This window comes from Shewanella sp. DW31, from assembly GCF_015767295.1.
Lineage (GTDB): Bacteria > Pseudomonadota > Gammaproteobacteria > Enterobacterales > Shewanellaceae > Shewanella > Shewanella oncorhynchi.
In genome coordinates, this window is the sequence record NZ_JADWMP020000001.1 from 1 (window position 1) to 22,981 (window position 22,981).

Below are 22,981 nucleotides of genomic sequence, written 5' to 3' on the forward strand. Positions count from 1 at the left end.
GGCCGGATATATGGGTGCAATGAACTCTTCTCAAAATCGCTATCGAATGTCTTGCAAACCGGATGGGTCCATATATGCCAAAAGGCGTATACCTGCATAAAGTTCGCGGTAAAGCTACCAGCTACATCATGAAAAACAGCAAGCGCACAATTACCTTGTGCTCGGCATCTTCAACACGTGCAGAAGTTTGGACTGCATACGAAGCAGCTATTGAAAAATCACTGACCAAGTACACATTCAAACGCATGGCTGACGAATACCAGGCATCTGCAACATTCAAAGAACTAGCACCTCGCTCGCAACGGGATAGAGAACGGGAGCTAGCGATGTTTAATAAAGTCTTTGGCGAAATGGAACCAGACACAATTAAGCCACACCACATTCGTCGATACATGGATATTAGAGGGAACACAAGTCGTACTCAGACAAATCACGAATTATCAGCATGTAGTGTAGTCTTCGGCTGGGGATACGAGCGTGGTCATTGCAAAGAAAACCCTGCTAAAGGCGTTAAGAAGTTCAAGAATAAATCACGTGATCGGTACATCACTGACTATGAGTTTAACGCACTGCTTGAGTGCTGCGAACAGCGGCTAAAAATTGCTTGTGAGATCAGTTATCTATGTGCTGCGCGACAAGCCGATGTGCTATCACTGAAGTGGTCACAAGTGATGGATGAAGGGATTTTTATTCAGCAGGGTAAAACTGGCAAGAAACAGATCAAGGCTTGGTCACCACGCTTGCATGAACTCATTAATGAAGCGAAAACATTACGCAAAGGTATTGCCAGCGTCTTTGTAATCAACAAAACAGGTGGAGGCAGGTTAACAGCAGATGGTCTGCGCAGCAGTTGGCGCAGAGCGATAGACAAAATAGCATTACAATATCCAGACATTGAACGAACGTTCACATTTCACGACATCAAAGCGAAAGGCATCTCTGACTTTGAGGGGAACATTCACGACAAGCAGCAATTTAGTGGGCATAAAACCGTTGGCCAAGTGAACGTTTATGACCGCAGAACTGAGATAGTGCCAACGATCGGCAGTATTAAGAAGTGAATCGTTATTCAAAAAGCTGATTAGACATTTCTAACAACTTTTCTAACAAAATAAAACGGCTCGCATATTTCTATGCAAGCCGTTGTTTTATTTGGCAGGGGTGGCAGGACTCGAACCCGCAACCATCGGTTTTGGAGACCGCTGTTCTACCAATTGGAACTACACCCCTGTTGACGTGGGGCATTATGCTAAAAGCACTTCCAAAGGTAAAGTACTTTTTATGGCAAAACTCATTAACTGAAGGTTTTTCAAACAAGTTAGGCTATTACTGTTGATTTAACTGCCACTGAGATTAAAAAGCCATCGCATATTAGCGATATGACGTAATAGATACTTAGTTTAGAGCCCATAGGTTAATAGTAACTCGACTAAATGCTCCCACAACAAATCAGTTTGATGACGTCGAATAAGTGTACCGTTTCGGCCATTTTGAGATGCTTAAGGGTTAAAGACGCGCATTTATCGAAAAAAGATCTGAGTTCGATTTATAAAATCGGCATTTTATAGTATAAGCATCGTCAATTTCATACACAGCTCGACGGAACCACTCATGTCTGACAAATTTTTCTTCAAGGGTCGTAAAACCCCTAAGCCGAAGCACGAAAGCTATGGCTACAACACTAAGCGTGCCGCTAAACCGGGTACAGAAGCATTACCATTACAATTAATTGTTGCCGACGAAGCGCGTAAACTCGAAGTTGCCGCGATTGTTGCCGAACACCAGCTGTTCGCCAATATCGAAGTCAATGCCGACGTCGCTGAAGATATTGTTGAATTAGAAGGTTTATTAAATAAGCCTAAGACCACGACTTTCGAGAAAAAACCGAATCGTAACGAGCCTTGCGTTTGTGGTAGCGGTCAAAAATTCAAGAAGTGCTGCGGCAAGTAAGCGCTTTCATCAGCGTGATATAGATAGGGACTTTTGCTGTAACGCTTTTGTGCGTCGGGAATCGCCCCTTTTCTCCCCTCTTTTTAGTTTCTCTCACCAAAGCCAATTAATCTTCCAACTTTGAGATAAAAATCCGCTGCAAATCGTTATTCCATAGCTGAATAATTTTGCGGGTCTTTTCTTTATTCCAAAAACATTTACCAAATAAAATCAAACCAGCGCCTTCAAAGCAGCGTTTATCTTCTATTTCAAATTGCACTAATAATGGTTGCTTTATCCCATCGATAGGAATGCCGATATCTTTGCTGTCGGCGGGGTTAAGCCAACTCATCGTCGGGTCAGTGTGGGATATCGTGCCCCAATACATGTGGGGTTTATTGTCGCTTGGGTCCGCATCAGCAAAATTGACAAACAGGTTCTTCGCCCGCCAACGGTATTTTCGCTCAGCGTCTGTGTATACCCAGAGATCCGATTTTGCTAAATCTGTACCGCGCAATAAACTGTGGAGTAACTTTTCGAGCCCTTGGCTAGGCACTCGTTTTTCAGTGTTATGTTCAGCGGTGTTAACTTGGTAGCCTGTTTTCGACTCTTGTATTCGAGCATCCACTGAGGATGCAATAGACACTTTAGATGACTCAGGCATAGAGGACAATTTAGGCGTTGGCTCAGTCTTGCTACTTAATACCTGTGCAGTCGAAACTTTGTTTGCAGGCGTATGGCGACGAGGTTTACGGCTAAAATCGATCATTAAGGCATCGGCGTCCACCAGCTGTTGCTGCACTTCAATGGCATCTTGCTCCTCACGGGACTTTTGTGCCGAAGGTTTAAATTCAATGCAATCGGCTTGATGATATCGCGAGCCAAAACAAGCGGTTTTACCGTCTTTTGAGGCTTTACGGAAATATGCTTTACCACCGCAGGCGGGGCAAATTAACCATTGCCGCAAACGCTCGATATCCTCATCGGGTAATTGTTGAAACTTAAAAACACTATAAGCCGTTCTCGCAATTAAATGCTCCTCTGTTTCGAGTTCACAAATAGCATCTAACATAGTGTTCTCCTTTATTTTCGACTGCTGGCAATACCGCTATCTATGCCCAAGCATTAATCCCAAAAGTGATAACACTTAACAGAAGCAAGATGCCAAGTACGCGGTAAATCAAACCTAAAGTACTGGTGCCTTGCGAGCTCGCATCCGAATGTAATGACATGATTTTAACTTTTGCGGCATCTTGGGTTTTGTGTTTCATTCTGCATCCTTAAAATATTTCGCCAATGCCACTATCAAACTTGAAGGAATTAATAATGCGGCTTTTGCGGCACTTGATGCATGATAAAAGGGTGTCAGTTGAGTGATTAGCGCGTTGAAGCATTTGAGTGCGGCCAGGGCATCGGCGGCAGCATAATGAATTTGCGCACTGGATAAAGGCACGAGCTGCCAATTCGATAAGGTGACTTTTTTAGGTTTGTCGATACGAACACCCAAAAGCGCCGCAACTAACTGGCGCGTCCCCATTTCCTTCTCCGCTCCAAGTTGCGCCAGTGCCCAATTTAAATCTAAAGTTGAGGCGACATTAATGCCCCATTGCCGCCTGAGGGCTTGTGTATCACTGCGTAAACCAACCCCGACTTTGAGTATGGTTTCATCTTCTAATAAGGCTTTTAACTGGGTGAATTGCTCACCCAAAATGGCATGCTGAAATAAATAACAGGTATCCACTGTCGCGATTTGAATAAGACTCAAGGGATGTTGCACGCCGCGCTCAAAGCTTGCACGGGTTTCAGTATCAAAACCTAAGACTTGCTCAGCCTGTAATAGTGCTAATACTGTATTAAACTCCGACGGCTCAACTACCTCGATGCGGACATGTTGAAATTCAAAAGCTGCTAACGCTGCAAGTTCAATATCATCAATACGTGTAGTCAAAGCGATACGTTGCTGCAGCCACAAATATGCCCACTGACGCTGCGCTTGAAGTTGAGTTTTAGCTTTAATCGCATTTTCAGCCTCGGCCGATACCCGCTCACTTTTCAGCGGCTCAGTCGAGGCATTGAGGCTATCAAGATAAGCCGTGCCAGCAGCATCCATTGCCGCCATTAACCCATCGGCATCTTTGCCAAACACTTTACGTAACCAAGCCAACTTACTCGGGGAGACACAGTACTTCATTAACTTCATCGTGCTCATCCTTGATGGTTGATGCGCGCAGCTAGTTAACTACGCAATTTCTGTATTCCAGTCATCGCAATAAGTGCAACAGCGCCAGCAACGACACCAAATAAGCCATTAAGAATACTTGGCGTGAGCACAGCAAACACAGGTCCAACAACACCTATGGCAGCAACCGCTTGTTCAGCATGGTGGATTTGCTCGCCGACTAGGTGTAGGCCATGAGTTAAAATCCCACCGCCCACCATAAACATGGCTGCCGTGCCAATAATCGTTAAACTTTTCATTAATACGGGAGCTGCACTCAATAAACCAAAACCTAATTTACGGTTCATTTGAGTTAATACAGAGGCGCCTTCACGTTGGCTTAAGTACAAACCCGCATCATCCATTTTCACAATTGCCGCCACTAAGCCATACACGCCTATGGTCATGACTATCCCAATGACAGCTAACGTAAAAAACTGTGTCGATAGGGATTTGTCCGCCACGATACCAAGGGTAATGGCAATAATTTCCGCCGATAACACAAAGTCGGTACGAATCGCCCCTTTGACTTTTTCGGCCTCGTAGGCGGCGAAATCTTTAATCTCAGGTAACTCATTCTCTACTTGGGTTTCGTGTTGTTGCTGGCCTTTTCTATGGCTATAGCTGTGATGCAGTTTTTCAAACCCTTCGTAGCATAAAAACAGTCCACCAAACATTAATAAAGGGGTGACAGCCCAGGGAATAAAAGCGCTGATAAGCATTGCTGCTGGCACTAAAATCAACTTATTACGGAATGATCCCTTGGCCACTGCCCACACTACAGGTAATTCACGATCGGCGCTTACGCCCGTCACTTGCTGGGCATTGAGGGCTAAATCATCCCCCAGTACACCCGCGGTTTTCTTTGCCGCTACTTTACTCATTAGCGCTACGTCATCCAAAATCGATGCGATATCGTCGAGTAAGGTTAATAAACTCGCTCCTGCCATGCTAAATCCTCAATAAATCATTCTACTTTTGCCATAGTAGCTTAGTTAGATTAGTTGCGTATAGCGAAATGCTTTCCAACTTAACTGCTTAAGTTACTTACGTTATTGGGACTGCTTGCTAATGTGAAAATGCCAGCAATCTAGATCACACCCACGGTGGAATTGCGCCACATTATTTATCGGAAAAGAGTATACTAAGCCCAGAATTTTTTACTCATTTGCCGTTACAGGATGTCTACATGACTCAAGATGAAATGAAAAAAGCTGCCGGTTGGGCCGCACTTAAGTACGTTGAAAAAGACAGCATTGTTGGTGTTGGTACGGGTTCGACTGTGAATCACTTTATCGATGCACTGGCGACCATGAAAGCCGATATCGAAGGCGCAGTCTCTAGCTCTGAGGCATCAACTCAGAAAATGAAAGCGCTGGGTATTCCCGTTTATGACTTAAACAGCGTCGATCGTTTATCTGTCTATGTGGACGGTGCCGATGAAATCAACGACCGCATGGATATGATTAAAGGTGGCGGCGCGGCATTAACTCGCGAGAAAATTGTCGCGGCTGTGGCTGAGAAGTTTATCTGTATCGTGGATAACACTAAGCAAGTCGACATACTAGGCGAATTTCCACTACCCGTAGAAGTCATTCCGATGGCACGCTCTTATGTGGCGCGTCAACTCGTTAAACTTGGCGGCGATCCTGTGTACCGTGAAGGCGTTGTGACCGATAACGGCAACGTGATCCTCGATGTGTACAATCTTAAGATCCTTAATCCAAAAGAATTAGAAAGTCAGATCAATGAGATAGTCGGTGTAGTGACTAACGGTCTGTTTGCCAAACGCGGTGCGGATGTGTTACTCGTTGGCACCCCTGATGGCGTAAAAACCTTTACCGCCAAATAAGTTCTGCGTTTAAAGAACCCATCGCAGTCATACGGCTGCTGATGTCAAAATACGCTGTAAAAATGCCTGCCACTTTATTCAAAGTGGCAGGCATTTTTTATGGTTCTTTTTATAGCTCTTTTTTATAGTTCAATGTTATCTGACTCAGCTGCCCATCGCAGATGGCTTATATCAAACGCTTGGCTTACCAAGCTCTGGCAACTAGACCTTTTAAGTAGAATCCTTCTGGGAAGGCGCTACCGATAGGGTGATCGCTCGCTTGGCTTAAGCGTTCGATAAACTGGATTTCACGTTTCGCATCGAGCGCGGCATCGGCCACGATTTTTTGGAACAGATCCGCAGGCATTAATCCTGAGCAAGAGAAGGTCAATAAAACGCCGCCCGGATTCAATAACTGCAATGCAATCATGTTGATGTCTTTATAACCACGGCAAGCCCCGTTTAACTGCGCTTTGTTATCGGCAAACTTAGGTGGGTCGAGCACAATCACATCAAAGGTTTTGCCTTCATCACGGTACTGGCGCAACAACTTGAACACATCGGCTTCGTTGTAATGCACATTGTCATCACTCAAACCGTTCACTTGCATATTGAGGCGCGCTGTCGCCAAGGCTAGAGAAGAGACATCGACGTTTTCAATACTGGCAGCACCTGCTTTCGCGGCGTACAAACCAAAGGTGCCTGTGTAGCAGAAACAGTTCAATACCGATTTATCTTTGACAAAACGGGCGGCAATGGCGCGGTTATCACGTTGATCGAGATAGAAACCTGTTTTATGGCCTTTAATCACATCGACAGCGATCTTGATGCCGTTCTCTTCGATAATCACCGGCATTTCAGGCAGAGTGCCGTGCAGTAAACCGGTAACTGGCAGCAGGCCTTCTTTCTTACGGGAATCCACATCGGAACGCTCATAAATAGCGCAATCAGGATATTGCTCAGCCAATAGCTCAACTAAGGTATCGCGCCATAAATCAGCACCTGTGCTCAGTAACTGGCACACCAGCACATTGGCATATCTGTCGATGGTAATTCCAGGTAAACCATCGGACTCAGCAGCCACTAAACGGTAACCTGTTAAGCCTTGCTCGCGGATTAAATCGTTACGGCCGATTTGCGCCCGCTGTAAACGTCTGGCAAAAAACGCGCGATCAATTTCTTCTTCGCGATCGAAAGTCCAAATCCGCACTTGAATTTGCGACTCAGGCGACCAAGCACCACGACCTAACCAATGACCATCATGCGCGACCACATCGACTGTCTCACCCGCTTCAGGTTTTCCCTTAATGTTATGAATAGCATTGGAAAATACCCAAGGATGGCGACGCTCGAGCGACTTCTCGCGGCCGGGTTTAAGTTTGATTCTGATAGCCATAGTTGCCTTTAAAAATAGGGCCGCCACTAAAAAAGGGCTGCTGTCTAAAAATGGGAAACGGATGATATACCCAATGCCACCTAAGTGCGAGTACCGAACACGCCGTAGCGCTTATTTACCTCATCCACGGGTGGCCGATCATACCTTATTTTAACAGTTAATTCTGAATGATATTCATGCGAAATGATGTTGGAATGGTTAATGAAACAACGATAACAAAACCGTAGCGAGAAGATGCCTGCGCGATAAAGACAACTGACATGATTTGAAATAAGACGAATTAATAAGCAAACACGAGAACTTAGCTACGTAGCGCTAACTCAACAATGACGGGCGCATGGTCAGTACTGTAGGCGTCGCGTTCATATTCAGGTCTGACTAAGTGTCTATCGCAGGTCTGATAATCTACGACTTGCGCTAAACTGCGGCCATGGCTCGCATCAAACTCACTCGAAAGCAAAATATAATCCAGCACTGAACCTTTAGGGCCATAGTAATGGGTCGCCGCTCTGTGTTCCCTATGGTAAGCGGTATTACCCGTCAAACTGTCCCTCAAGTTCGCTTCAATAAATAACTCATAGGCATCCTTAAGTTGATACTGAGCAAACACCGCCGCTAACGCAGCATCCGATAAATGCCCAAGGCCCGCGGCTTTAATGTCATTACTGTGAATGCTCTCGCCCTGTATCGTTAACGCATCTAAGGCGCCCATCGACAGACTGTCATTAAAGTCCCCCATCACGATAACGGGATGTTTAGATTCTTGCCTGCGTACCAATATGCCATTGAATAATAACGCAGCTTCCGCGCCGCGCTGCATGGTGGATGCCCAGCGACCTAAGGCTTGCTCTGTGAGTAATTGGGTTTCTGAATGCAGTTTTATGCTCGCTGCGGGCGCTAAATTATCTAAACTAAGTGGCTGATGTCCGAGAGGTTGATGTTCAAATAGCTTAGGTTCAAGTGCTAATCCGGCGCGTTTTGATTTAAAGTGCACCACATAATAGTCACACTTGCCGATGTGTGGCACTTCAACGATTGCGCGCAGCACCTTACGGCTAAAGGCAAATTCACTCGATAATCCCATGGCTGCCACTAAACGCGTATCAGGTTCGACACTGCTGATTTCCACTATGGGATACCGGGAGGCAAGCGCGACCACAGGGCTGCGATAAATGTAATCACTGATAAGAGTTGGCTCATCAACGACCGCAAAATACCCTAGACCTTGCTCGCGAGCGATTCGTTTGAGCGGTTCAGGGCTAAACACTTCTTGAAATCCCACAATATCGGGCTGGCGATGTGCGAGAAACTCACTCAACCACTGACACTTTTTCTGCCATTGCCCATGGCTATAGATATTTTCAAAATCATAGTAAGCCAAAGGCGGCTCAATAAAGTTAAACAGATTGATACTGGCGATCTTGATATTCGCGGTGCACTTATGATCGATAGGTGCAGCCATTGATTCCAACTCATCGATATTGTGTGCCACAGCTTAATCCCCCAAATCTGAATACAGCAAACTCTCTTAATCTGACTTAATCTGACTTAATCTGAGTGAGCACAATGACTCACCGCAGGCACGACAAGGGTATACCCGAAGTGCACTAATGCCAAATCCCCCATTATGGATAAAGTGTTAACTCATCTCTGGCGACTCAAATACAGCTTACTGAGATAAGTCATACCGTTAAAAAACACAATTCAATATCACAGTTAAATCCGACAACAAAAATCAACCGCTACCAGCCAAAAAATAAACAATCACACAACAATGATTAGTATACAAAACCACCAGCACTCCCAACAAAATCACGCAAGCCCAAGAATGATCATAAAATTAACTTTTACTCAAAGTGTAAATTCAAACAAAAACATATGTAATAACATGTGCGGTTGACTTTACATTTCAGTCCCTTAGAATGTGGCGACTTTAATCATTGCGGAGACCCACTGTGGGCACACACATAAGCGACAGTAGATGCCCTGTCCAAAAGACAGGATTTAACGCCTAGCACTAGCCCGCAATATTTGCTGCTACCTGCTAAGCAGGGTAGTAGTGTGAACCATTCTTCACTCAGCCTCCCCCAAAATATCAATCACAGACAATAAGCCTGAGCCTATGGCTGCGCTTTAGCAATTCCAGCATTTTGCTGGGGTTCAGTTATGTGTATTTATTGCATCTCAAAGCAAGTTTTTTGCCTCAGTGGACTTCGTTTTCCCTATGGATTTACATCTATGGGTTTACATCTGAGGAGCCTAAATATGGCTTACATAAACAACACATCAATTTTGCGATCTTTATCTTGCGCAAGTATCAGCTTGTACTACAGCATGAGTGCGGCGGCATCCCATCTCGAAGTGGATGATCCTGCCCTCGCAGAGCGCTGTGAATTAGAAATGGGCTGGCAACAACCTAGGTCGGATCATGCTCGCCCACAATTAAACGCGGCCACGACTTGCAGCCGCAATCAATGGGAATGGCATTTAGGATTAGCGTCCAATGCCAATGACGATATTCGTGAGGAGCAAGCTGAAGTCGGCATTAAGCTGCCGCTCAACGTAAACTCCCACTCAGATTCAGAGCAGCAACAGGATGATTGGCACAGCGCACTGGTGATCAACTTGCAGAAAAACCTCGATGCCAGTAACGAATTAGCCACCGAAGTCTTCGGCATTTTTGGCAAAACCTTAAGCGATTCTGATGTCAGTCTCTATGCCAATTTAGGTTTTACCCATGAATTTAATCAATCAACCCAATTGCTTGTGGGTATCGCGGCAGCGTATGAACTCAGTAGTCACCATCGCGTGATAGCCGAGATTTATCAAAAAGAATTGAGCGAGACTGCCTATCAGTTCGCCTATCAACACACATCACAACAACAGCTACAGCTGGAATTGAGCTTAGGCAATGCCCTTCGTGGCAACGCGCTGCAACTTGGCGCAGACATCACCTTTTACTTTGGTCACTAGATCGTTGAGAGAATGAACTATGAACATGAATAACAGCACAAACAACACTAAAAAAATCATCCATAACCTGCAAATGATTATCGAGCAACGCAGTGCCAGCGCCATGGCTGAATTAGCCGAAAAACGCCACCCTGCCGATATTGCAGCCGTATTTAACGTCTTTAATCAAGCTCAACAAGTCCTATTATTGCAACTGGCCTCACCTAAGGTTTGCGCCAATTTGTTTCGCTATCTGACCGATGAATTGCAAGCCAGCTTAGTACAGCAATTAGATAAAACTACGCTATCTGCGCTGCTGGTTCACATGGCAGCAGATGAACGTGCCGACCTCTATAATCTGCTCGATGAAACCCAGCAAGCGGCGATTTTACCTGCGCTAGCATTGGCCAAACGGGAAGATATGCGCACCCTCGCCGCCTATGATAAAGCTAAAGTCGGCGCAGTCATGACCTCGGATTACACCTTGCTCAATAGCCGCCATACGGCGGCAGAAGCCATTGATACCCTACGCACTGAGGCCGCTGATAAGGAAACCATTTATCAAACCTATGTGGTGGACATGTTAGGTCGCTTGATTGGTACTGTGTCTTTAAGACAGCTATTGCTGGCGCAACCGCACGAGCGAGTGGTCGATTTTATGAAGCCCGATCCCGTCGCGCTCGATGCCAATGCCTTTCGCGAAGAAGCGGTGCAGATGATCGCCCATTACGACTTGATGGCGCTGCCTGTAGTCAATGGCAAAGGCCAGCTTGTCGGTATTGTCACCTATGATGATGCTATGGATATCGCCAGCTCACAGGCGGATCTTGAGTTCACAAAAACCGCGGCCATCGGCAATATTGACCATAACCTCAAGACTGCCAGCATAGGCTTACTTTACCGTAAGCGCGTGGTTTGGCTGGTAATCTTGGTTTTTGGTAATATTTTCTCGGGAGCGGGGATCGCCTTCTTCGAAGACACTATTGCCAGTTATGTCTCTTTAGTCTTCTTCCTACCTCTGCTGATCGATAGCGGCGGCAATGCGGGCTCACAATCGTCGACCTTAATGGTACGCGGCTTAGCCACAGGGGAAGTGGTTCTCAAAGATTGGTTATCTATGCTAGGGCGCGAGTTATTTGTCGCCGGATTATTAGGAGCCAGCATGGCAGCGGCAGTGTCCCTGCTCGGATTTTGGCGCGGCGGACCTGAAATCGCGCTGGTTGTGGCACTCACAATGCAAATTGTGGTGATTATTGGCAGCTTGATTGGTATGTCTCTGCCTTTCTTACTGAGCAAGTTAAAGATGGACCCTGCGGCCGCTAGTGCGCCACTCATCACCTCCATCGCCGATATCATAGGTGTGCTCGTGTATTTCAGCATAGCCACTGTGGTGCTCGACTTACCTATGCCATAAACCTAAGACCTCAAAGTGAACCAAGCTAAGTTAACCTTAGCGTGGTTCACTTATCATTCGATAGTGCTAACCCATTTATGGCAAAGCATAAAAGCTTCAATAACCTTAAAAAAATTAAGAATAAAGCTTAAAGATCAGTTAATATTTCCATACCTGAATCGTTTTACTTTTTATTAACATTGCAGTATTTACCGCTGAGCCCAGTCACAGTAAGTCGATAAGCAATAGTGATAGTCCTAGCGACTTGAGAGGTTTTATATGTGGTTTAATTCCCAGCTCAAAGCTGAAAATCAGGCGCTTAAAGAGCGACTCATCCAACTAGAACGCCAACACCAAAATGAAATAGATGAACTGCGTGGCATGATCCGTGAAAATGAGACCATGCAGCAACAGTCGCGCCAAAATGCAGACCACTACACTGAAGTGATCGCCTGCCAAAACCAAGGCGGAGATATGCTTAATGCCGTACGCGAAGGCTTAGCCAGCAGTGCCGAATTACTCTCAGCAGAAAAAGAATCACTGTCTGAACTCAATCACGTTTTTGATCAAACCCGTGTGGCCATTGCCAATTTAGGCACTAGAGCAACTTATATTAATGATCAAGCATCGAACAGCATGAAAGCTGTCACAGAACTCGATGCTACGACCTCTTCAATCAATCAATTTGTTGCGGCAATTCAAGGAATTTCAGAACAAACAAACTTGCTGGCATTGAACGCCGCCATTGAAGCCGCCCGTGCAGGCGAAGCGGGACGGGGGTTTGCCGTGGTGGCCGATGAAGTGCGCCAGCTTGCAAGCAAAGCCCATGAAGCCAGTAGCCATATTGAAAAACTCGTAAAACAAATCGTCGCGCAAGCGGCTGAGATTAAAGAAATTGTTCATAATAATCAAAGTAGTGCCGTTGATGTAGCCACCTCCTCAACCCAAATTGGCCAAGTCGTTGAAGATGTCCTGCAACGCTCAAAACAAATGCAGCACGTTATCCATAACGCAGCCACAGCGTCATTCTTGAATACCACTAAGCTCGACCACGCAGTCTGGAAAAGTAGCGTTTATCAATTAATTGAAAAACCACAGCATAACCACAATGTGAACTCACACACTGAGTGCCGCCTAGGGCAATGGTATTTCAAAGGATTTGGTGCCGAGAATTATCAGCATTTAAGTAACTTCAAAGCATTAGATGCACCACATAAAGCGGTACACGAGGCAGGAAAAGCGGCGCTCAATGCGAGACAAAAAGGTAATTTGCCTGAGATGGTCAAACAACTGCACTCAATGGAAGACGCCAGTATGCGTGTTGTACATTGCATTGATAACCTTATGCGAGATGTATATCGAGCGTGATATATAAGCACAGAAAGATAAGCTATCACCCATAAATAAGCCTACCTAAGAGCGCCATACAAGCGCTCTTTTTTTATCGTTCAAAACGGTATAGTAAATTTAATCTTAGAAAATGAACCCCTAGCTATACTTGATTTAAGCACAGCCTTCATCTTTAATCGTTTCAAGAGCAAGCAGTGAGACTCAATTATAACATTCTAATTTTTAGGGTTATTAATGAAATTAGTCACAAGTTTATTGTTATCACTCACCCTTAGCAGCGCAGTTTCTCTTCGCGCGCAGCCGCTCAACATCTATACCGAAGAATGGTCACCAATCAGCTTTTCTGTCGATGGCAAACCCGATGGTTTAGCTGTACAGGTAGTACAAGAAATTCAAAAGCGCATAAACAACCCAGATCCAATCAAGGTCGTACCTTGGGCTCGCGGCTGGAAAATGCTGACCGAGCAACCAAATACTGTGTTGTTTACTATGACGCGCACAGCAGAAAGGGAGCAAATGTTTACTATGATTGGGCCTGTTGCTGTCGGCACGACTAATTTTTATGCCTTAAAAAATAGCGGTATAAAAATAACCACTATAAATGATGCAAAGACGGCTAAGGCAATTGGTGTCTATCGTGCCTCGGTGGAAGAACGCCTATTGCTCGAACTGGGATTTACGAATGTTGCGGCCTCATCCGAGCCCTTATTGAGTGCCAAACAATTAATGAAGCAACGTGTCGATCTTTGGTGTAATGCCAATCTCACCGCGCCGAGTATTCTGTCGGATGCGGGCGCGAGCATTGATGATGTAGAGTCGCTCTTCACGATTAGTGCTAATCATCTTTACATTGCCTTCTCACAAGGCACGCCCAATGATGTGATCGAACAGTGGAAAAACAGCCTAGAAGCGATAAAAGCAGATGGCACCTTCGCAACGATTTACCGTACTTGGCTCCCCAACGATGCGCCGCCCATGCAAACCGAACGTATCGGGTTTAGCAACTAAACCCATTGCTCTAAATTCTACGTGCTAAGTGCTGAATGCTGAGAGCTAAACTCTATTGCTCTTTTAAAAGCGCTTAAAAAGGACACTCACAAACCCAGTCGATACGCTCACCCGTGATAGGATGATTAAACGCTAAGCGGGTCGCATGCAGCATTAATCTGCTGCTCATCGTATTAGTGATATCAGCTTCATCTGCATCAGCCTTATCAGTCACGCACTCACCCACGCCGCCGTAGAGATCGCACCCCAGTATTGAGTGACCCAATTGCTGACTGTGGATCCGCAGTTGATGGGTTCGGCCAGAAACAGGGATAAATTCGACCCGCGTGGCGAAAGGTTCGGTTAATCGTTCCAGCACCTGATATTCACTGATCGCAACTTTGCCTGTGCTATGGCAGATCTTCTGCAGTGGGAAATGCTCAACATCTTTAGCGATCGGCAGATTAATCACCCCGCTGTCAGCGGCTAAATGCCCGTGCAGCAAGGCGGTATAACACTTTTCAACCGTGCGCGCCTGAAACTGTTTTGTCAGCAAACCATTCACGCTTTTATTCAGCGCCACCAGCATGATACCGGAAGTGCCAAAATCGAGCCTGTGCAGCAAAGTGGCCGTCGGAAAATCCTGCACTAAACGATAATGCACCGAGTCGAGATTCAGCGGATTCTTTCCCGACAAACTCAATAATCCGCTCGGCTTATCAATCAGTAGAATATCGCTATCTTGATAGAGCACGCGTATTTGCCCGAGGCAAGGCGGCGCAATAAAAGTATCGACTTTGGCAAGGCTATCGGCTGGCGCTGACATAATTTTCTCAGGCAACATAAGTAGAAGATAAAATGAACGAAGCGCTCAAAATTGACGAAATAATAAGGCCGCATAACCTAAGTTATGCGGCCCTCTAATTAACAACATTAACGCTATAGCTTATTTAGCCAGTACGCGCAGATGCAGTTCTTGTACTGACGTCACGTTAGTACGGTCATCGGCGGCATGGGCCATACAAGTGGCGAATGCAGCATTCATGGTCGTCGTGTAGTTAACTTTGTAACGCAGTGCACCGCGGCGCAATTGACGAGAATCTTCAATCGCTTGGCGACCTTCGGTAGTGTTCACGATATAAGTGTATTCACCATTCTTGATGCGATCGAGAATGTGTGGACGTCCTTCGTGTACCTTGTTCACTAAACGTGGGTTGATACCCGCTTCGCCTAGGATAACCGCAGTACCATGAGTCGCATCGATTTGGTAACCGAGCTCAATTAACTTAGCCGCTAAATCGGCAACGCGTTTCTTATCGCTGTTACGCACAGACAATAATGCACGACCCGACTTAGGCACCTCAGAAGTCGCACCTAACTGCGCCTTAGCATAGGCTTCGGCGAACGTATCGCCCACGCCCATGACTTCACCGGTAGAGCGCATTTCAGGGCCTAACAGTGGGTCAACACCTGGGAACTTATTAAAGGGCAACACCACTTCTTTCACTGAGTAGAAAGGTGGGATCACTTCTTTAGTGAAGTTTTGCGACGTTAAGCTTTGGCCCGCCATCACACGCGCGGCGATCTTAGCTAAAGGCACACCGGTCGCTTTGGACACGAATGGCACAGTACGGGCAGCACGTGGGTTAACTTCAATCATATAGATTTCGTTATCTTTCACGGCGAACTGTACGTTCATCAGGCCGACAACACCGAGTTCCATCGCCAACTTGCCGACTTGAACGCGCATACGATCTTGGATTTCTTGGCTTAGCGTGTATGGCGGCAGCGAACAACCTGAGTCACCTGAGTGAACACCCGCTTGTTCGATATGCTCCATAATCGCGCCAATCACCACGATTTCACCGTCACATACTGCGTCGATATCCACTTCAATCGCATCATCTAAGAAGCGATCGAGCAGTACTGGCGACGCGTTCGATACGCTCACGGCTTCGTTGAAGTAACGCAGCAAATCTTGCTTGTCGTAAACGATTTCCATCGCGCGGCCGCCCAGTACATAGGATGGGCGCACAACTAGCGGATAACCGATACGCTCAGCGGCAATCACAGCACCTTCAACCGTAGTCACAGTATCATTTTCAGGCTGCTTCATCTCTAAGCGTTGAATAGCTTGCTGGAAACGCTCACGGTCTTCGGCGCGGTCGATGGCATCTGGGCTAGTACCAATTACAGGTACGCCAGCGGCTTCTAAGGCACGGGCCAATTTCAATGGCGTTTGACCACCGTACTGCACGATAACGCCCTTTGGCTTCTCGATACGGACGATTTCTAATACGTCTTCCAGTGTGACGGGTTCGAAGTACAGACGGTCTGAAGTGTCGTAGTCGGTTGAAACGGTTTCAGGGTTACAGTTCACCATGATGGTTTCATAGCCGTCTTCACGTAGCGCTAACGCCGCGTGCACACAGCAATAATCGAACTCAATACCTTGACCGATACGGTTTGGCCCGCCACCTAACACCATGATTTTGTCACGGGTCGATGGGTTAGCTTCACATTCTTCTTCATACGTTGAGTACATGTAAGCCGTGTCTGTTGCAAACTCAGCCGCACAGGTATCCACACGCTTATAGACTGGGTGCAGGTCGAACTTATCACGCAGCTTACGCACTTCGGCTTCGTTCACGCCTAATACATCGGCCAGACGCGCATCGGCAAAGCCTTTACGTTTCAGCTTACGCAGTAAGTCGATATCCAGACCCGCCAGACCCGCTTCAGCAACAACACCTTCGAGCTGAACCAGCTCTTCGATTTGCACGAGGAACCAAGGGTCGATATTGGTCAGTTTAAAGATTTCATCTAAGCTCAGCCCCGCACGCATCGCATCGGCTATGTACCAAATACGGTCGCAACCAGGCTCTTTCAGCTCGTGGCGAATTCGTGACATCGCCTCAGGTTTAGACATATCTGTGACAGGATCTAGACCGTTACGGCTAACCTCTAAACCACGTAAGGCTTTTTGCAGTGACTCTTGGAAAGTACGGCCAATCGCCATCACTTCACCCACAGACTTCATCTGTGTAGTTAAGCGATCATTGGCGCCAGCAAACTTTTCAAAGTTAAAGCGTGGCACTTTAGTCACAACGTAATCGATAGCAGGCTCGAATGACGCAGGCGTGCGACCTCCAGTGATGTCGTTCATCAGCTCATCAAGGGTGAAACCAACCGCTAACTTAGCAGCGATTTTGGCAATCGGGAAACCCGTTGCTTTTGATGCTAATGCTGAAGAGCGCGATACACGTGGGTTCATCTCGATGATAACCATACGGCCATCTTTCGGGTTGATACCAAACTGTACGTTCGAACCGCCGGTCTCAACACCAATCTCACGCAGTACGGCCATAGAGGCGTTACGCATGATTTGGTATTCTTTATCAGTCAGGGTTTGTGCTGGCGCAACTGTGATAGAGTCGCCCGTGTGCACGCCCATAGGATCGAAGTTTTCGATGGCGCAGACGATAATGCAGTTATCGTTGCGATCGCGGACCACTTCCATCTCGTATTCTTTCCAACCGATCAGTGATTCGTCGATCAGCAGTTCACTCGTTGGCGATAACTCTAAGCCCTGTGAACAGATCTCTTCGAACTCTTCCCTGTTGTAAGCGATACCGCCGCCTGAGCCACCCATAGTAAAGGATGGGCGGATAATGCAAGGGAAACCCACTTGATCAAGTACGCCATAAGCTTCGTCCATATTGTGGGCAATGCCCGCGCGTGGACAATCAAGACCAATACTTTTCATCGCTTTATCAAAGCGGCTACGGTCTTCAGCTTTATCGATAGCATCGGCAGTCGCGCCAATCATCTCGACGTTAAATTCTTTCAGTACGCCTTTGGCTTCAAGTTCTAATGCGCAGTTCAGTGCGGTTTGGCCGCCCATGGTTGGCAGAATCGCATCTGGGCGTTCTTTAGCAATAATGTTACGGACCACTTCCCAGTGAATCGGCTCGATATAAGTGGCATCGGCCATTTCTGGATCAGTCATAATGGTGGCAGGGTTAGAGTTCACCAGAATGACACGGTAGCCTTCTTCACGCAGCGCTTTACACGCTTGTGCGCCAGAATAGTCAAATTCACATGCCTGACCAATCACGATTGGGCCGGCGCCTAGGATAAGAATACTCTTTATATCTGTACGTTTTGGCATTGCTTCTCTCTTCTCCTAGCTAGCGTACTACTTGGCGTTCTGACGGTATATGTCGATTAGCTCGATAAAGTGATCGAACAGCGGGGCGGCATCGTTCGGGCCAGGGCTCGCTTCAGGGTGACCTTGGAAGCTGAACGCGGGCTTGTCCGTGAGATGGATACCTTGGAGTGAACCATCAAACAGCGACTTATGCGTCACTTTAATGTTGGCGGGTAAGGTCGTTTCATCGGCAGCAAAACCGTGGTTTTGGCTGGTGATCATCACGTTACCTTTCTCGATATTGCTCACTGGGTGGTTTGCACCGTGGTGACCAAACTTCATCTTCAAGGTTTTTGCACCTGAGGCCAGCGCGAGTAGCTGATGACCTAAACAAATACCGAAAATCGGCGTGTTGGTTTTCAGAATTTGTTGAATCGCTTCAATCGCGTAATCGCATGGCTCTGGATCCCCAGGGCCGTTCGAAAGGAACACACCATCGGGATTCATCGCTAACACTTCGGCGGCCGAAGTTTTAGCTGGCACAACTGTGACGTCGCAACCGCGGTCCACTAACATACGCAGAATGTTTTGCTTAACGCCGTAGTCGTAGGCTACTACTTTGTATTTAAGCTCATTTGCTGGCGTATCTTCTGGTAAGCCGCCCACTAAACGCCAGCTACCTTTACGCCATGGATAGGCAGTTTTAGTCGTGACTTCTTTAGCGAGATCCATGCCTTTTAAACCGGGGAAAGCTTTGGCAGCGGCGAGCGCTTTTGTTTCGTCTAAGTCTGCACCTGCCATAATACAACCGGCTTGAGCACCTTTTTCACGGAGAATACGAGTTAACTTGCGGGTATCGATATCTGCTATGCCAACGACATTGTTCGCTTTGAGATAATCACTTAAGCTTTGTTGATTACGGAAACTACTTGCGATGAGCGGAAGATCACGAATGATAAGACCACAAGCGTGAACCCCATCGGATTCAATATCTTCATCATTGGTACCAGTGTTGCCTATGTGTGGGTAGGTTAATGTTACAATCTGGCGTGAGTAGGATGGATCAGTTAAAATTTCTTGGTATCCTGTCATGGAAGTGTTAAAAACAACTTCACCAACAGAGAGACCATCGGCACCAATTGCTGTGCCAGAGAATACAGTTCCATCTTCGAGTACGAGTAAGGCAGACTTTGTCAACGCGACCTCCATAAAGAGCCAAGCCACTGAAATATAATGTTTTTATGTTATGTTAAGATACCAATTTCCGCTAATTTACGAAATTTTGACAAATTCCAGCGAGTTTACAGTAAAAACGCGAAACCGTCCACCCACTGGTAACTGGGTGCAAAAAAAAACGCCATATCGGCGTTTTTAATATTAATGCAAACCTAAAACCTGCTGCATATCATACAAGCCCGGCTTTTGCTCCACGAGCCAGTGCGCGGCACGCATAGCACCATTAGCAAAGGTCATACGACTCGAAGCTTTATGGGTGATCTCTAAACGCTCACCGATATCGGCAAACATAGCCGTATGTTCACCAACTAAATCACCGGCACGAATAGTCGCAAAACCGATAGTTTCACGGTCACGTTCACCCGTGATCCCTTCGCGGCCATATACGGCACATTTCTCAAGATCGCGACCTAAAGTCTTAGCAATCACTTCACCCATTTTCAGGGCTGTGCCCGACGGCGCATCTTTTTTGTGTCTGTGGTGACCTTCGATAATTTCGATATCCGTGTAATCACCCATGACTTCGGCAGCCAGTTCGAGTAATTTCCACATCAAATTGACACCCACAGACATATTCGGCGCCATCACGACCGGCGTTTGCTCGGCAAAGGCATTGATCTGTTCTTTTTGAGCATGATTGAAACCCGTTGTGCCAATCACCATGGCTTTCTTATGGCGAACACACCAATCTAAATGGACAATACTGGCGTCTGGCGCGGTGAAATCTATCAACACATCAAAATCATCGGTCGCATAATCGAGCGAATCCATGATCATGACGCTTAATTTACCCACACCAGCTAACTCACCCGCATCCACACCCACTAAACTTGAGCCTGCACGCTCAATGGCGGCACCCAGTAAAATATGGTCGTGATTGTAGGCCGCTTCAATAAGAGTGCGTCCCATACGACCACCGGCACCGACGATTGCCACTCTCACTTGTCCACTCATTTCAATCTCCTCAATCTTTCTTTGTATTCCATAAGAAAACGCCTAAGACAGGCTTAGGCGTTTTTTCAATATTAGATGATATCTAATAATTCAACTTCGAATACCAAAGTTGAATAAGGAGGAATCGATGCCCCCGCGCCGCGCTCACCGTAAGCTAAGTGATGTGGCACAAATAATTTCAACTTAGTGCCTACTGGCATCAGTTGCAGTGCTTCAGTCCAGCCAGCGATAACGCCAGAAACTGGGAACTCAGCAGGTTGGCCACGAACTACAGAGCTGTCAAACACATCACCATTGATGAAAGAACCATGGTAGTGAGTACGAACAGTATCTTCGTAAGTTGGAGTAGCACCGTCACCTTGGACTAATACTTCGAACTGCAGACCAGAGTCAGTCACAGTCACGCCATCACGCTTAGCATTTTCAGCTAAGAAAGCATCGCCTTCAGCAGACGCAGCAGCAGCAGCTTGCTCTTGAGCAGCTTGAATACGACCGCTAATTTCAGTGAAAGCAACTTGCAGATCTTGCATAGACACAGCACTTTCTAAACCGGCAAACGCATCGGCTAAACCCGCTTGAACGGCTGGAATATCCACACCATCAAAAGAATTGGCGGCCAGTTGCTCACCCATTTGACGGCCTACACCGTAGCTTGCTTGCTGTTCAACAGTACTGAATTTATCAGACATAATTAACGACTCTCAATTATCAGTGGAATTTTGCGCGCCAGTTTACCATAGTTCAGCGAGCTATGCTGATAAACTGACTGCTTATTTAACTAAGGAGGCTTTTTTACACACTTATTGCGTATTTATCCAAAAGCATAAATAGGGTAAGGACACGTATCTCTGCGCAAACGACAGCGAACACTCACCAAACGGGCACTTAGATCTTAAATAGATTTCAGCTTATTTCGGCGCCACACATTGATTCTTCACCTGCGCTTTAGCACTGGCATAAAGTGGCTGCATCTGTGCTTGCAATTGTTGTAGCTGAGCAATGCGATTACTGTTCGATGGATGGGTCGATAATAACTCCGGCCCTTGGCTACCGCCCACCTTCGACATATTCTGCCATAACTCAACACTCTGAGCCGGATTGAAACCCGCTCGAGCCATTAGCTCTACGCCCATAATATCGGCTTCGCTCTCTTGGGCGCGACCAAAAGGCAGAATAACCCCCACCTGAGCACCGAGTCCCAATGCCGACATATATAAGTCGCGATTCGACACACCACTCGCCCCTAGCGCTGCATCGGCAATCTGCATTCCAACGCCCGTTAACTGTCCACGGGAAACCTGCTCGTTACCATGTTGCGCCAACACATGCGCGACTTCGTGACCGAGCACAGTAGCAAGCTGATCAGGTCCCTTAGCGACCTTAAGCAATCCGGTATAAACCCCAATATGCCCACCCGGCAGAGCAAAAGCGTTAACTTGTTCAGAGTCAAACAAAACCACATCCCAGCGCAGGGTTTGGTCCGGCAGCACTGCAGTAATACGATTAGCGACACAATTGACGTATTGTGTCAGCTTTTTATCACTACTCACTTTTTGCTGTTTTTTCATTTCCTCGAAGGAGGAATCGCCCATCTGCTGCATTTGCGCCGCTGAATACAACAAGGTCTGCCCTCGCCCCGTTGGCGATTGCGTGGTCGCACAGGCCGATAATCCGAGCACGACCGCCATCCCCACTAAGCCTAAACGCATTGATTTCATGTGGCACTCCTTAAATCCCATGACGGGCGTGAAGATCTTTGAGCCAACACGGGCTCAACTAATGGAAAGATTTTACTGAGATAGACAAGATAAGCCAAATAGAGAAACACTGGCGGCGCGCGTTAGCGATACTTTGCACCTAAAGGGAATTAATACTCCTCCTTTAACAAGGCATAAAGGAACTCATCGCCCCACGCGCCTTTAAAGAAGATGTTTTTCACATAATGGGCTTCGCACCTAAAGCGGAGTTTTTCGAGTAAGCGACAGCAGGCAAGATTTTGTGCATCGGTGATAGCAATGACTCTATGCTGATGCAATTCAATAAAGAGGTAATCCAGCAATGCGCTGACGGCCTCAAAAGCCACATGTTTACCTTGATGTTCAGGCGCAATCGTAAAGCCAATTTCCACCTGCTGCTCATCAATAAAGTGCAGCGCCAGATCGCCAACTAATTGGGTTGGTGTAGTTCCCGAAGCGCCACTGACAATCGCAAGTTGAAACCACGTATCCGCCGCACCAAATTGTGCGTAATCCATATTGTCGAACAGCGCGACTGCATCGCTATAGCTGTAATCCGTCCAGCTTTGATATTTAGCGACCTTAGGGTCGGCTCGATAGGCGGTAAAAGCCTCAAGATCCGCTCGCTGGAATGGCCTAAGTACAAAGTGCTCGGTCGTTAAACCGTTATTCACCACTTTATGAAGTGCTTTGCTTAACGCCAATGTCGATCCCATGACTTAGTTCCTTAATGTAAATAAGTCACTAAGTTACACCCAGAGCGAAAGTGATAACAGCGGCCAATGCGCTTTATTCTGTTATCAGTTTAGTGATTGAGGCACGCCAAGCTTGAACGCTATGAATAGCTTC

At 46.7% G+C, this 22,981-nt stretch carries 20 protein-coding genes and 1 tRNA gene; 7 read left to right on the plus strand and 14 right to left on the minus strand.

The annotated features are described in order from the left end of the window. Positions 1–74 precede the first annotated feature (74 nt). Positions 75–1,061 (plus strand): tyrosine-type recombinase/integrase, encoded by a 987-nt coding sequence (locus tag GWI56_RS00005; RefSeq protein WP_242068321.1) that lies wholly within the window; start codon positions 75–77, stop codon positions 1,059–1,061. A 92-nt stretch (positions 1,062–1,153) separates the two neighbouring features. Here the strand turns inward: GWI56_RS00005 and GWI56_RS00010 are convergent. Beyond that, a tRNA-Trp gene (locus tag GWI56_RS00010) sits at positions 1,154–1,230 on the minus strand. Between the two features lie 381 nt (positions 1,231–1,611). Between GWI56_RS00010 and GWI56_RS00015 the strand changes: the two genes are divergently transcribed. Beyond that, a complete protein-coding gene (locus GWI56_RS00015) occupies positions 1,612–1,950 on the plus strand; it encodes a PBPRA1643 family SWIM/SEC-C metal-binding motif protein (RefSeq protein ID WP_028761503.1) in 339 nt (112 codons plus the stop codon). Positions 1,951–2,056: 106 nt separating this feature from the next. Here GWI56_RS00015 and GWI56_RS00020 read toward each other — a convergent pair whose 3' ends face one another. The 4 genes from GWI56_RS00020 to GWI56_RS00035 are packed head-to-tail and all read right to left on the minus strand — an operon-like array spanning position 2,057 to position 5,097. Next, positions 2,057–3,001 carry a hypothetical protein gene (locus GWI56_RS00020; protein ID WP_198571769.1) on the minus strand — a complete coding sequence of 315 codons (945 nt, stop codon included), beginning with the start codon at positions 2,999–3,001 and terminating at the stop codon, positions 2,057–2,059. Between the two features lie 40 nt (positions 3,002–3,041). Continuing rightward, entirely contained in the window at positions 3,042–3,200 is a 159-nt protein-coding gene (locus GWI56_RS00025) for a hypothetical protein (RefSeq protein WP_168822757.1), read from the minus strand. After that, positions 3,197–4,129 carry a 3'-5' exonuclease gene (locus GWI56_RS00030; protein WP_198571770.1) on the minus strand — a complete coding sequence of 311 codons (933 nt, stop codon included), beginning with the start codon at positions 4,127–4,129 and terminating at the stop codon, positions 3,197–3,199. The genes GWI56_RS00025 and GWI56_RS00030 overlap by 4 nt, the downstream gene beginning before the upstream one ends. Positions 4,130–4,164: 35 nt before the next feature. Then, entirely contained in the window at positions 4,165–5,097 is a 933-nt protein-coding gene (locus GWI56_RS00035; RefSeq protein ID WP_198571771.1) for a DUF808 domain-containing protein, read from the minus strand. Between the two features lie 239 nt (positions 5,098–5,336). On the opposite strand from GWI56_RS00035, the gene rpiA reads away from it, so the two are divergent. Then, a complete protein-coding gene (rpiA, locus tag GWI56_RS00040) occupies positions 5,337–5,999 on the plus strand; it encodes a ribose-5-phosphate isomerase RpiA (protein WP_028761507.1) in 663 nt (220 codons plus the stop codon). A 184-nt stretch (positions 6,000–6,183) separates the two neighbouring features. On the opposite strand, the gene GWI56_RS00045 is transcribed toward rpiA, so the two are convergent. Next, on the minus strand, positions 6,184–7,374 hold the full coding sequence (locus GWI56_RS00045; protein ID WP_011788387.1) for a class I SAM-dependent methyltransferase: 1,191 nt from the start codon (positions 7,372–7,374) through the stop codon (positions 6,184–6,186). Between the two features lie 301 nt (positions 7,375–7,675). Then, entirely contained in the window at positions 7,676–8,866 is a 1,191-nt protein-coding gene (locus tag GWI56_RS00050; RefSeq protein WP_198571772.1) for an endonuclease/exonuclease/phosphatase family protein, read from the minus strand. A 773-nt stretch (positions 8,867–9,639) separates the two neighbouring features. On the opposite strand from GWI56_RS00050, the gene GWI56_RS00055 reads away from it, so the two are divergent. From GWI56_RS00055 to GWI56_RS00070, 4 genes are all read left to right on the plus strand, one after another. Continuing rightward, a complete protein-coding gene (locus GWI56_RS00055; RefSeq protein ID WP_198571773.1) occupies positions 9,640–10,347 on the plus strand; it encodes a hypothetical protein in 708 nt (235 codons plus the stop codon). Positions 10,348–10,366: 19 nt separating this feature from the next. After that, positions 10,367–11,740, plus strand: coding sequence for a magnesium transporter (gene mgtE / locus GWI56_RS00060; protein WP_173243187.1), 1,374 nt, complete (start codon positions 10,367–10,369; stop codon positions 11,738–11,740). Between the two features lie 258 nt (positions 11,741–11,998). Beyond that, on the plus strand, positions 11,999–13,087 hold the full coding sequence (locus tag GWI56_RS00065; RefSeq protein WP_198571774.1) for a methyl-accepting chemotaxis protein: 1,089 nt from the start codon (positions 11,999–12,001) through the stop codon (positions 13,085–13,087). Positions 13,088–13,303: 216 nt separating this feature from the next. Further along, positions 13,304–14,077, plus strand: coding sequence for an ABC transporter substrate-binding protein (locus tag GWI56_RS00070; RefSeq protein ID WP_198571775.1), 774 nt, complete (start codon positions 13,304–13,306; stop codon positions 14,075–14,077). A 73-nt stretch (positions 14,078–14,150) separates the two neighbouring features. On the opposite strand, the gene GWI56_RS00075 is transcribed toward GWI56_RS00070, so the two are convergent. The 7 genes from GWI56_RS00075 to GWI56_RS00105 form a co-directional block, all read right to left on the minus strand. Next, on the minus strand, positions 14,151–14,882 hold the full coding sequence (locus GWI56_RS00075) for an RluA family pseudouridine synthase (protein ID WP_198571776.1): 732 nt from the start codon (positions 14,880–14,882) through the stop codon (positions 14,151–14,153). A 120-nt stretch (positions 14,883–15,002) separates the two neighbouring features. After that, a complete protein-coding gene (carB, locus tag GWI56_RS00080) occupies positions 15,003–18,227 on the minus strand; it encodes a carbamoyl-phosphate synthase large subunit (RefSeq protein WP_105251663.1) in 3,225 nt (1,074 codons plus the stop codon). A gap of 27 nt (positions 18,228–18,254) precedes the next feature. Next, positions 18,255–19,415: a glutamine-hydrolyzing carbamoyl-phosphate synthase small subunit gene (carA, locus tag GWI56_RS00085; protein ID WP_198571777.1), complete on the minus strand. Its 1,161-nt coding sequence runs from the start codon at positions 19,413–19,415 to the stop codon at positions 18,255–18,257. A 168-nt stretch (positions 19,416–19,583) separates the two neighbouring features. Next, on the minus strand, positions 19,584–20,396 hold the full coding sequence (gene dapB, locus GWI56_RS00090; protein ID WP_198571778.1) for a 4-hydroxy-tetrahydrodipicolinate reductase: 813 nt from the start codon (positions 20,394–20,396) through the stop codon (positions 19,584–19,586). A 71-nt stretch (positions 20,397–20,467) separates the two neighbouring features. Next, positions 20,468–21,085, minus strand: coding sequence for an FKBP-type peptidyl-prolyl cis-trans isomerase (locus GWI56_RS00095; RefSeq protein WP_006083907.1), 618 nt, complete (start codon positions 21,083–21,085; stop codon positions 20,468–20,470). Between the two features lie 219 nt (positions 21,086–21,304). Further along, positions 21,305–22,114 carry a M48 family metallopeptidase gene (locus GWI56_RS00100; protein WP_198571779.1) on the minus strand — a complete coding sequence of 270 codons (810 nt, stop codon included), beginning with the start codon at positions 22,112–22,114 and terminating at the stop codon, positions 21,305–21,307. Between the two features lie 149 nt (positions 22,115–22,263). Beyond that, positions 22,264–22,848 (minus strand): GNAT family protein, encoded by a 585-nt coding sequence (locus GWI56_RS00105; protein ID WP_198571780.1) that lies wholly within the window; start codon positions 22,846–22,848, stop codon positions 22,264–22,266. Positions 22,849–22,981 lie beyond the last annotated feature (133 nt).

Bases quoted from the DNA above. Each gene is read 5' to 3' on its own strand.
- GWI56_RS00005 (WP_242068321.1), top strand. From the start codon at position 75: ATGCCAAAAGGCGTATACCTGCATAAAGTTCGCGGTAAAGCTACCAGC.
- GWI56_RS00015 (WP_028761503.1), top strand. From the start codon at position 1,612: ATGTCTGACAAATTTTTCTTCAAGGGTCGTAAAACCCCTAAGCCGAAG.
- GWI56_RS00020 (WP_198571769.1), bottom strand. From the start codon at position 3,001: ATGTTAGATGCTATTTGTGAACTCGAAACAGAGGAGCATTTAATTGCG.
- GWI56_RS00025 (WP_168822757.1), bottom strand. From the start codon at position 3,200: ATGAAACACAAAACCCAAGATGCCGCAAAAGTTAAAATCATGTCATTA.
- GWI56_RS00030 (WP_198571770.1), bottom strand. From the start codon at position 4,129: ATGAAGTTAATGAAGTACTGTGTCTCCCCGAGTAAGTTGGCTTGGTTA.
- GWI56_RS00035 (WP_198571771.1), bottom strand. From the start codon at position 5,097: ATGGCAGGAGCGAGTTTATTAACCTTACTCGACGATATCGCATCGATT.
- rpiA (WP_028761507.1), top strand. From the start codon at position 5,337: ATGACTCAAGATGAAATGAAAAAAGCTGCCGGTTGGGCCGCACTTAAG.
- GWI56_RS00045 (WP_011788387.1), bottom strand. From the start codon at position 7,374: ATGGCTATCAGAATCAAACTTAAACCCGGCCGCGAGAAGTCGCTCGAG.
- GWI56_RS00055 (WP_198571773.1), top strand. From the start codon at position 9,640: ATGGCTTACATAAACAACACATCAATTTTGCGATCTTTATCTTGCGCA.
- mgtE (WP_173243187.1), top strand. From the start codon at position 10,367: ATGAACATGAATAACAGCACAAACAACACTAAAAAAATCATCCATAAC.
- GWI56_RS00065 (WP_198571774.1), top strand. From the start codon at position 11,999: ATGTGGTTTAATTCCCAGCTCAAAGCTGAAAATCAGGCGCTTAAAGAG.
- GWI56_RS00070 (WP_198571775.1), top strand. From the start codon at position 13,304: ATGAAATTAGTCACAAGTTTATTGTTATCACTCACCCTTAGCAGCGCA.
- GWI56_RS00075 (WP_198571776.1), bottom strand. From the start codon at position 14,882: ATGTCAGCGCCAGCCGATAGCCTTGCCAAAGTCGATACTTTTATTGCG.
- carB (WP_105251663.1), bottom strand. From the start codon at position 18,227: ATGCCAAAACGTACAGATATAAAGAGTATTCTTATCCTAGGCGCCGGC.
- carA (WP_198571777.1), bottom strand. From the start codon at position 19,415: ATGGAGGTCGCGTTGACAAAGTCTGCCTTACTCGTACTCGAAGATGGA.
- dapB (WP_198571778.1), bottom strand. From the start codon at position 20,396: ATGAGTGGACAAGTGAGAGTGGCAATCGTCGGTGCCGGTGGTCGTATG.
- GWI56_RS00095 (WP_006083907.1), bottom strand. From the start codon at position 21,085: ATGTCTGATAAATTCAGTACTGTTGAACAGCAAGCAAGCTACGGTGTA.
- GWI56_RS00100 (WP_198571779.1), bottom strand. From the start codon at position 22,114: ATGAAATCAATGCGTTTAGGCTTAGTGGGGATGGCGGTCGTGCTCGGA.
- GWI56_RS00105 (WP_198571780.1), bottom strand. From the start codon at position 22,848: ATGGGATCGACATTGGCGTTAAGCAAAGCACTTCATAAAGTGGTGAAT.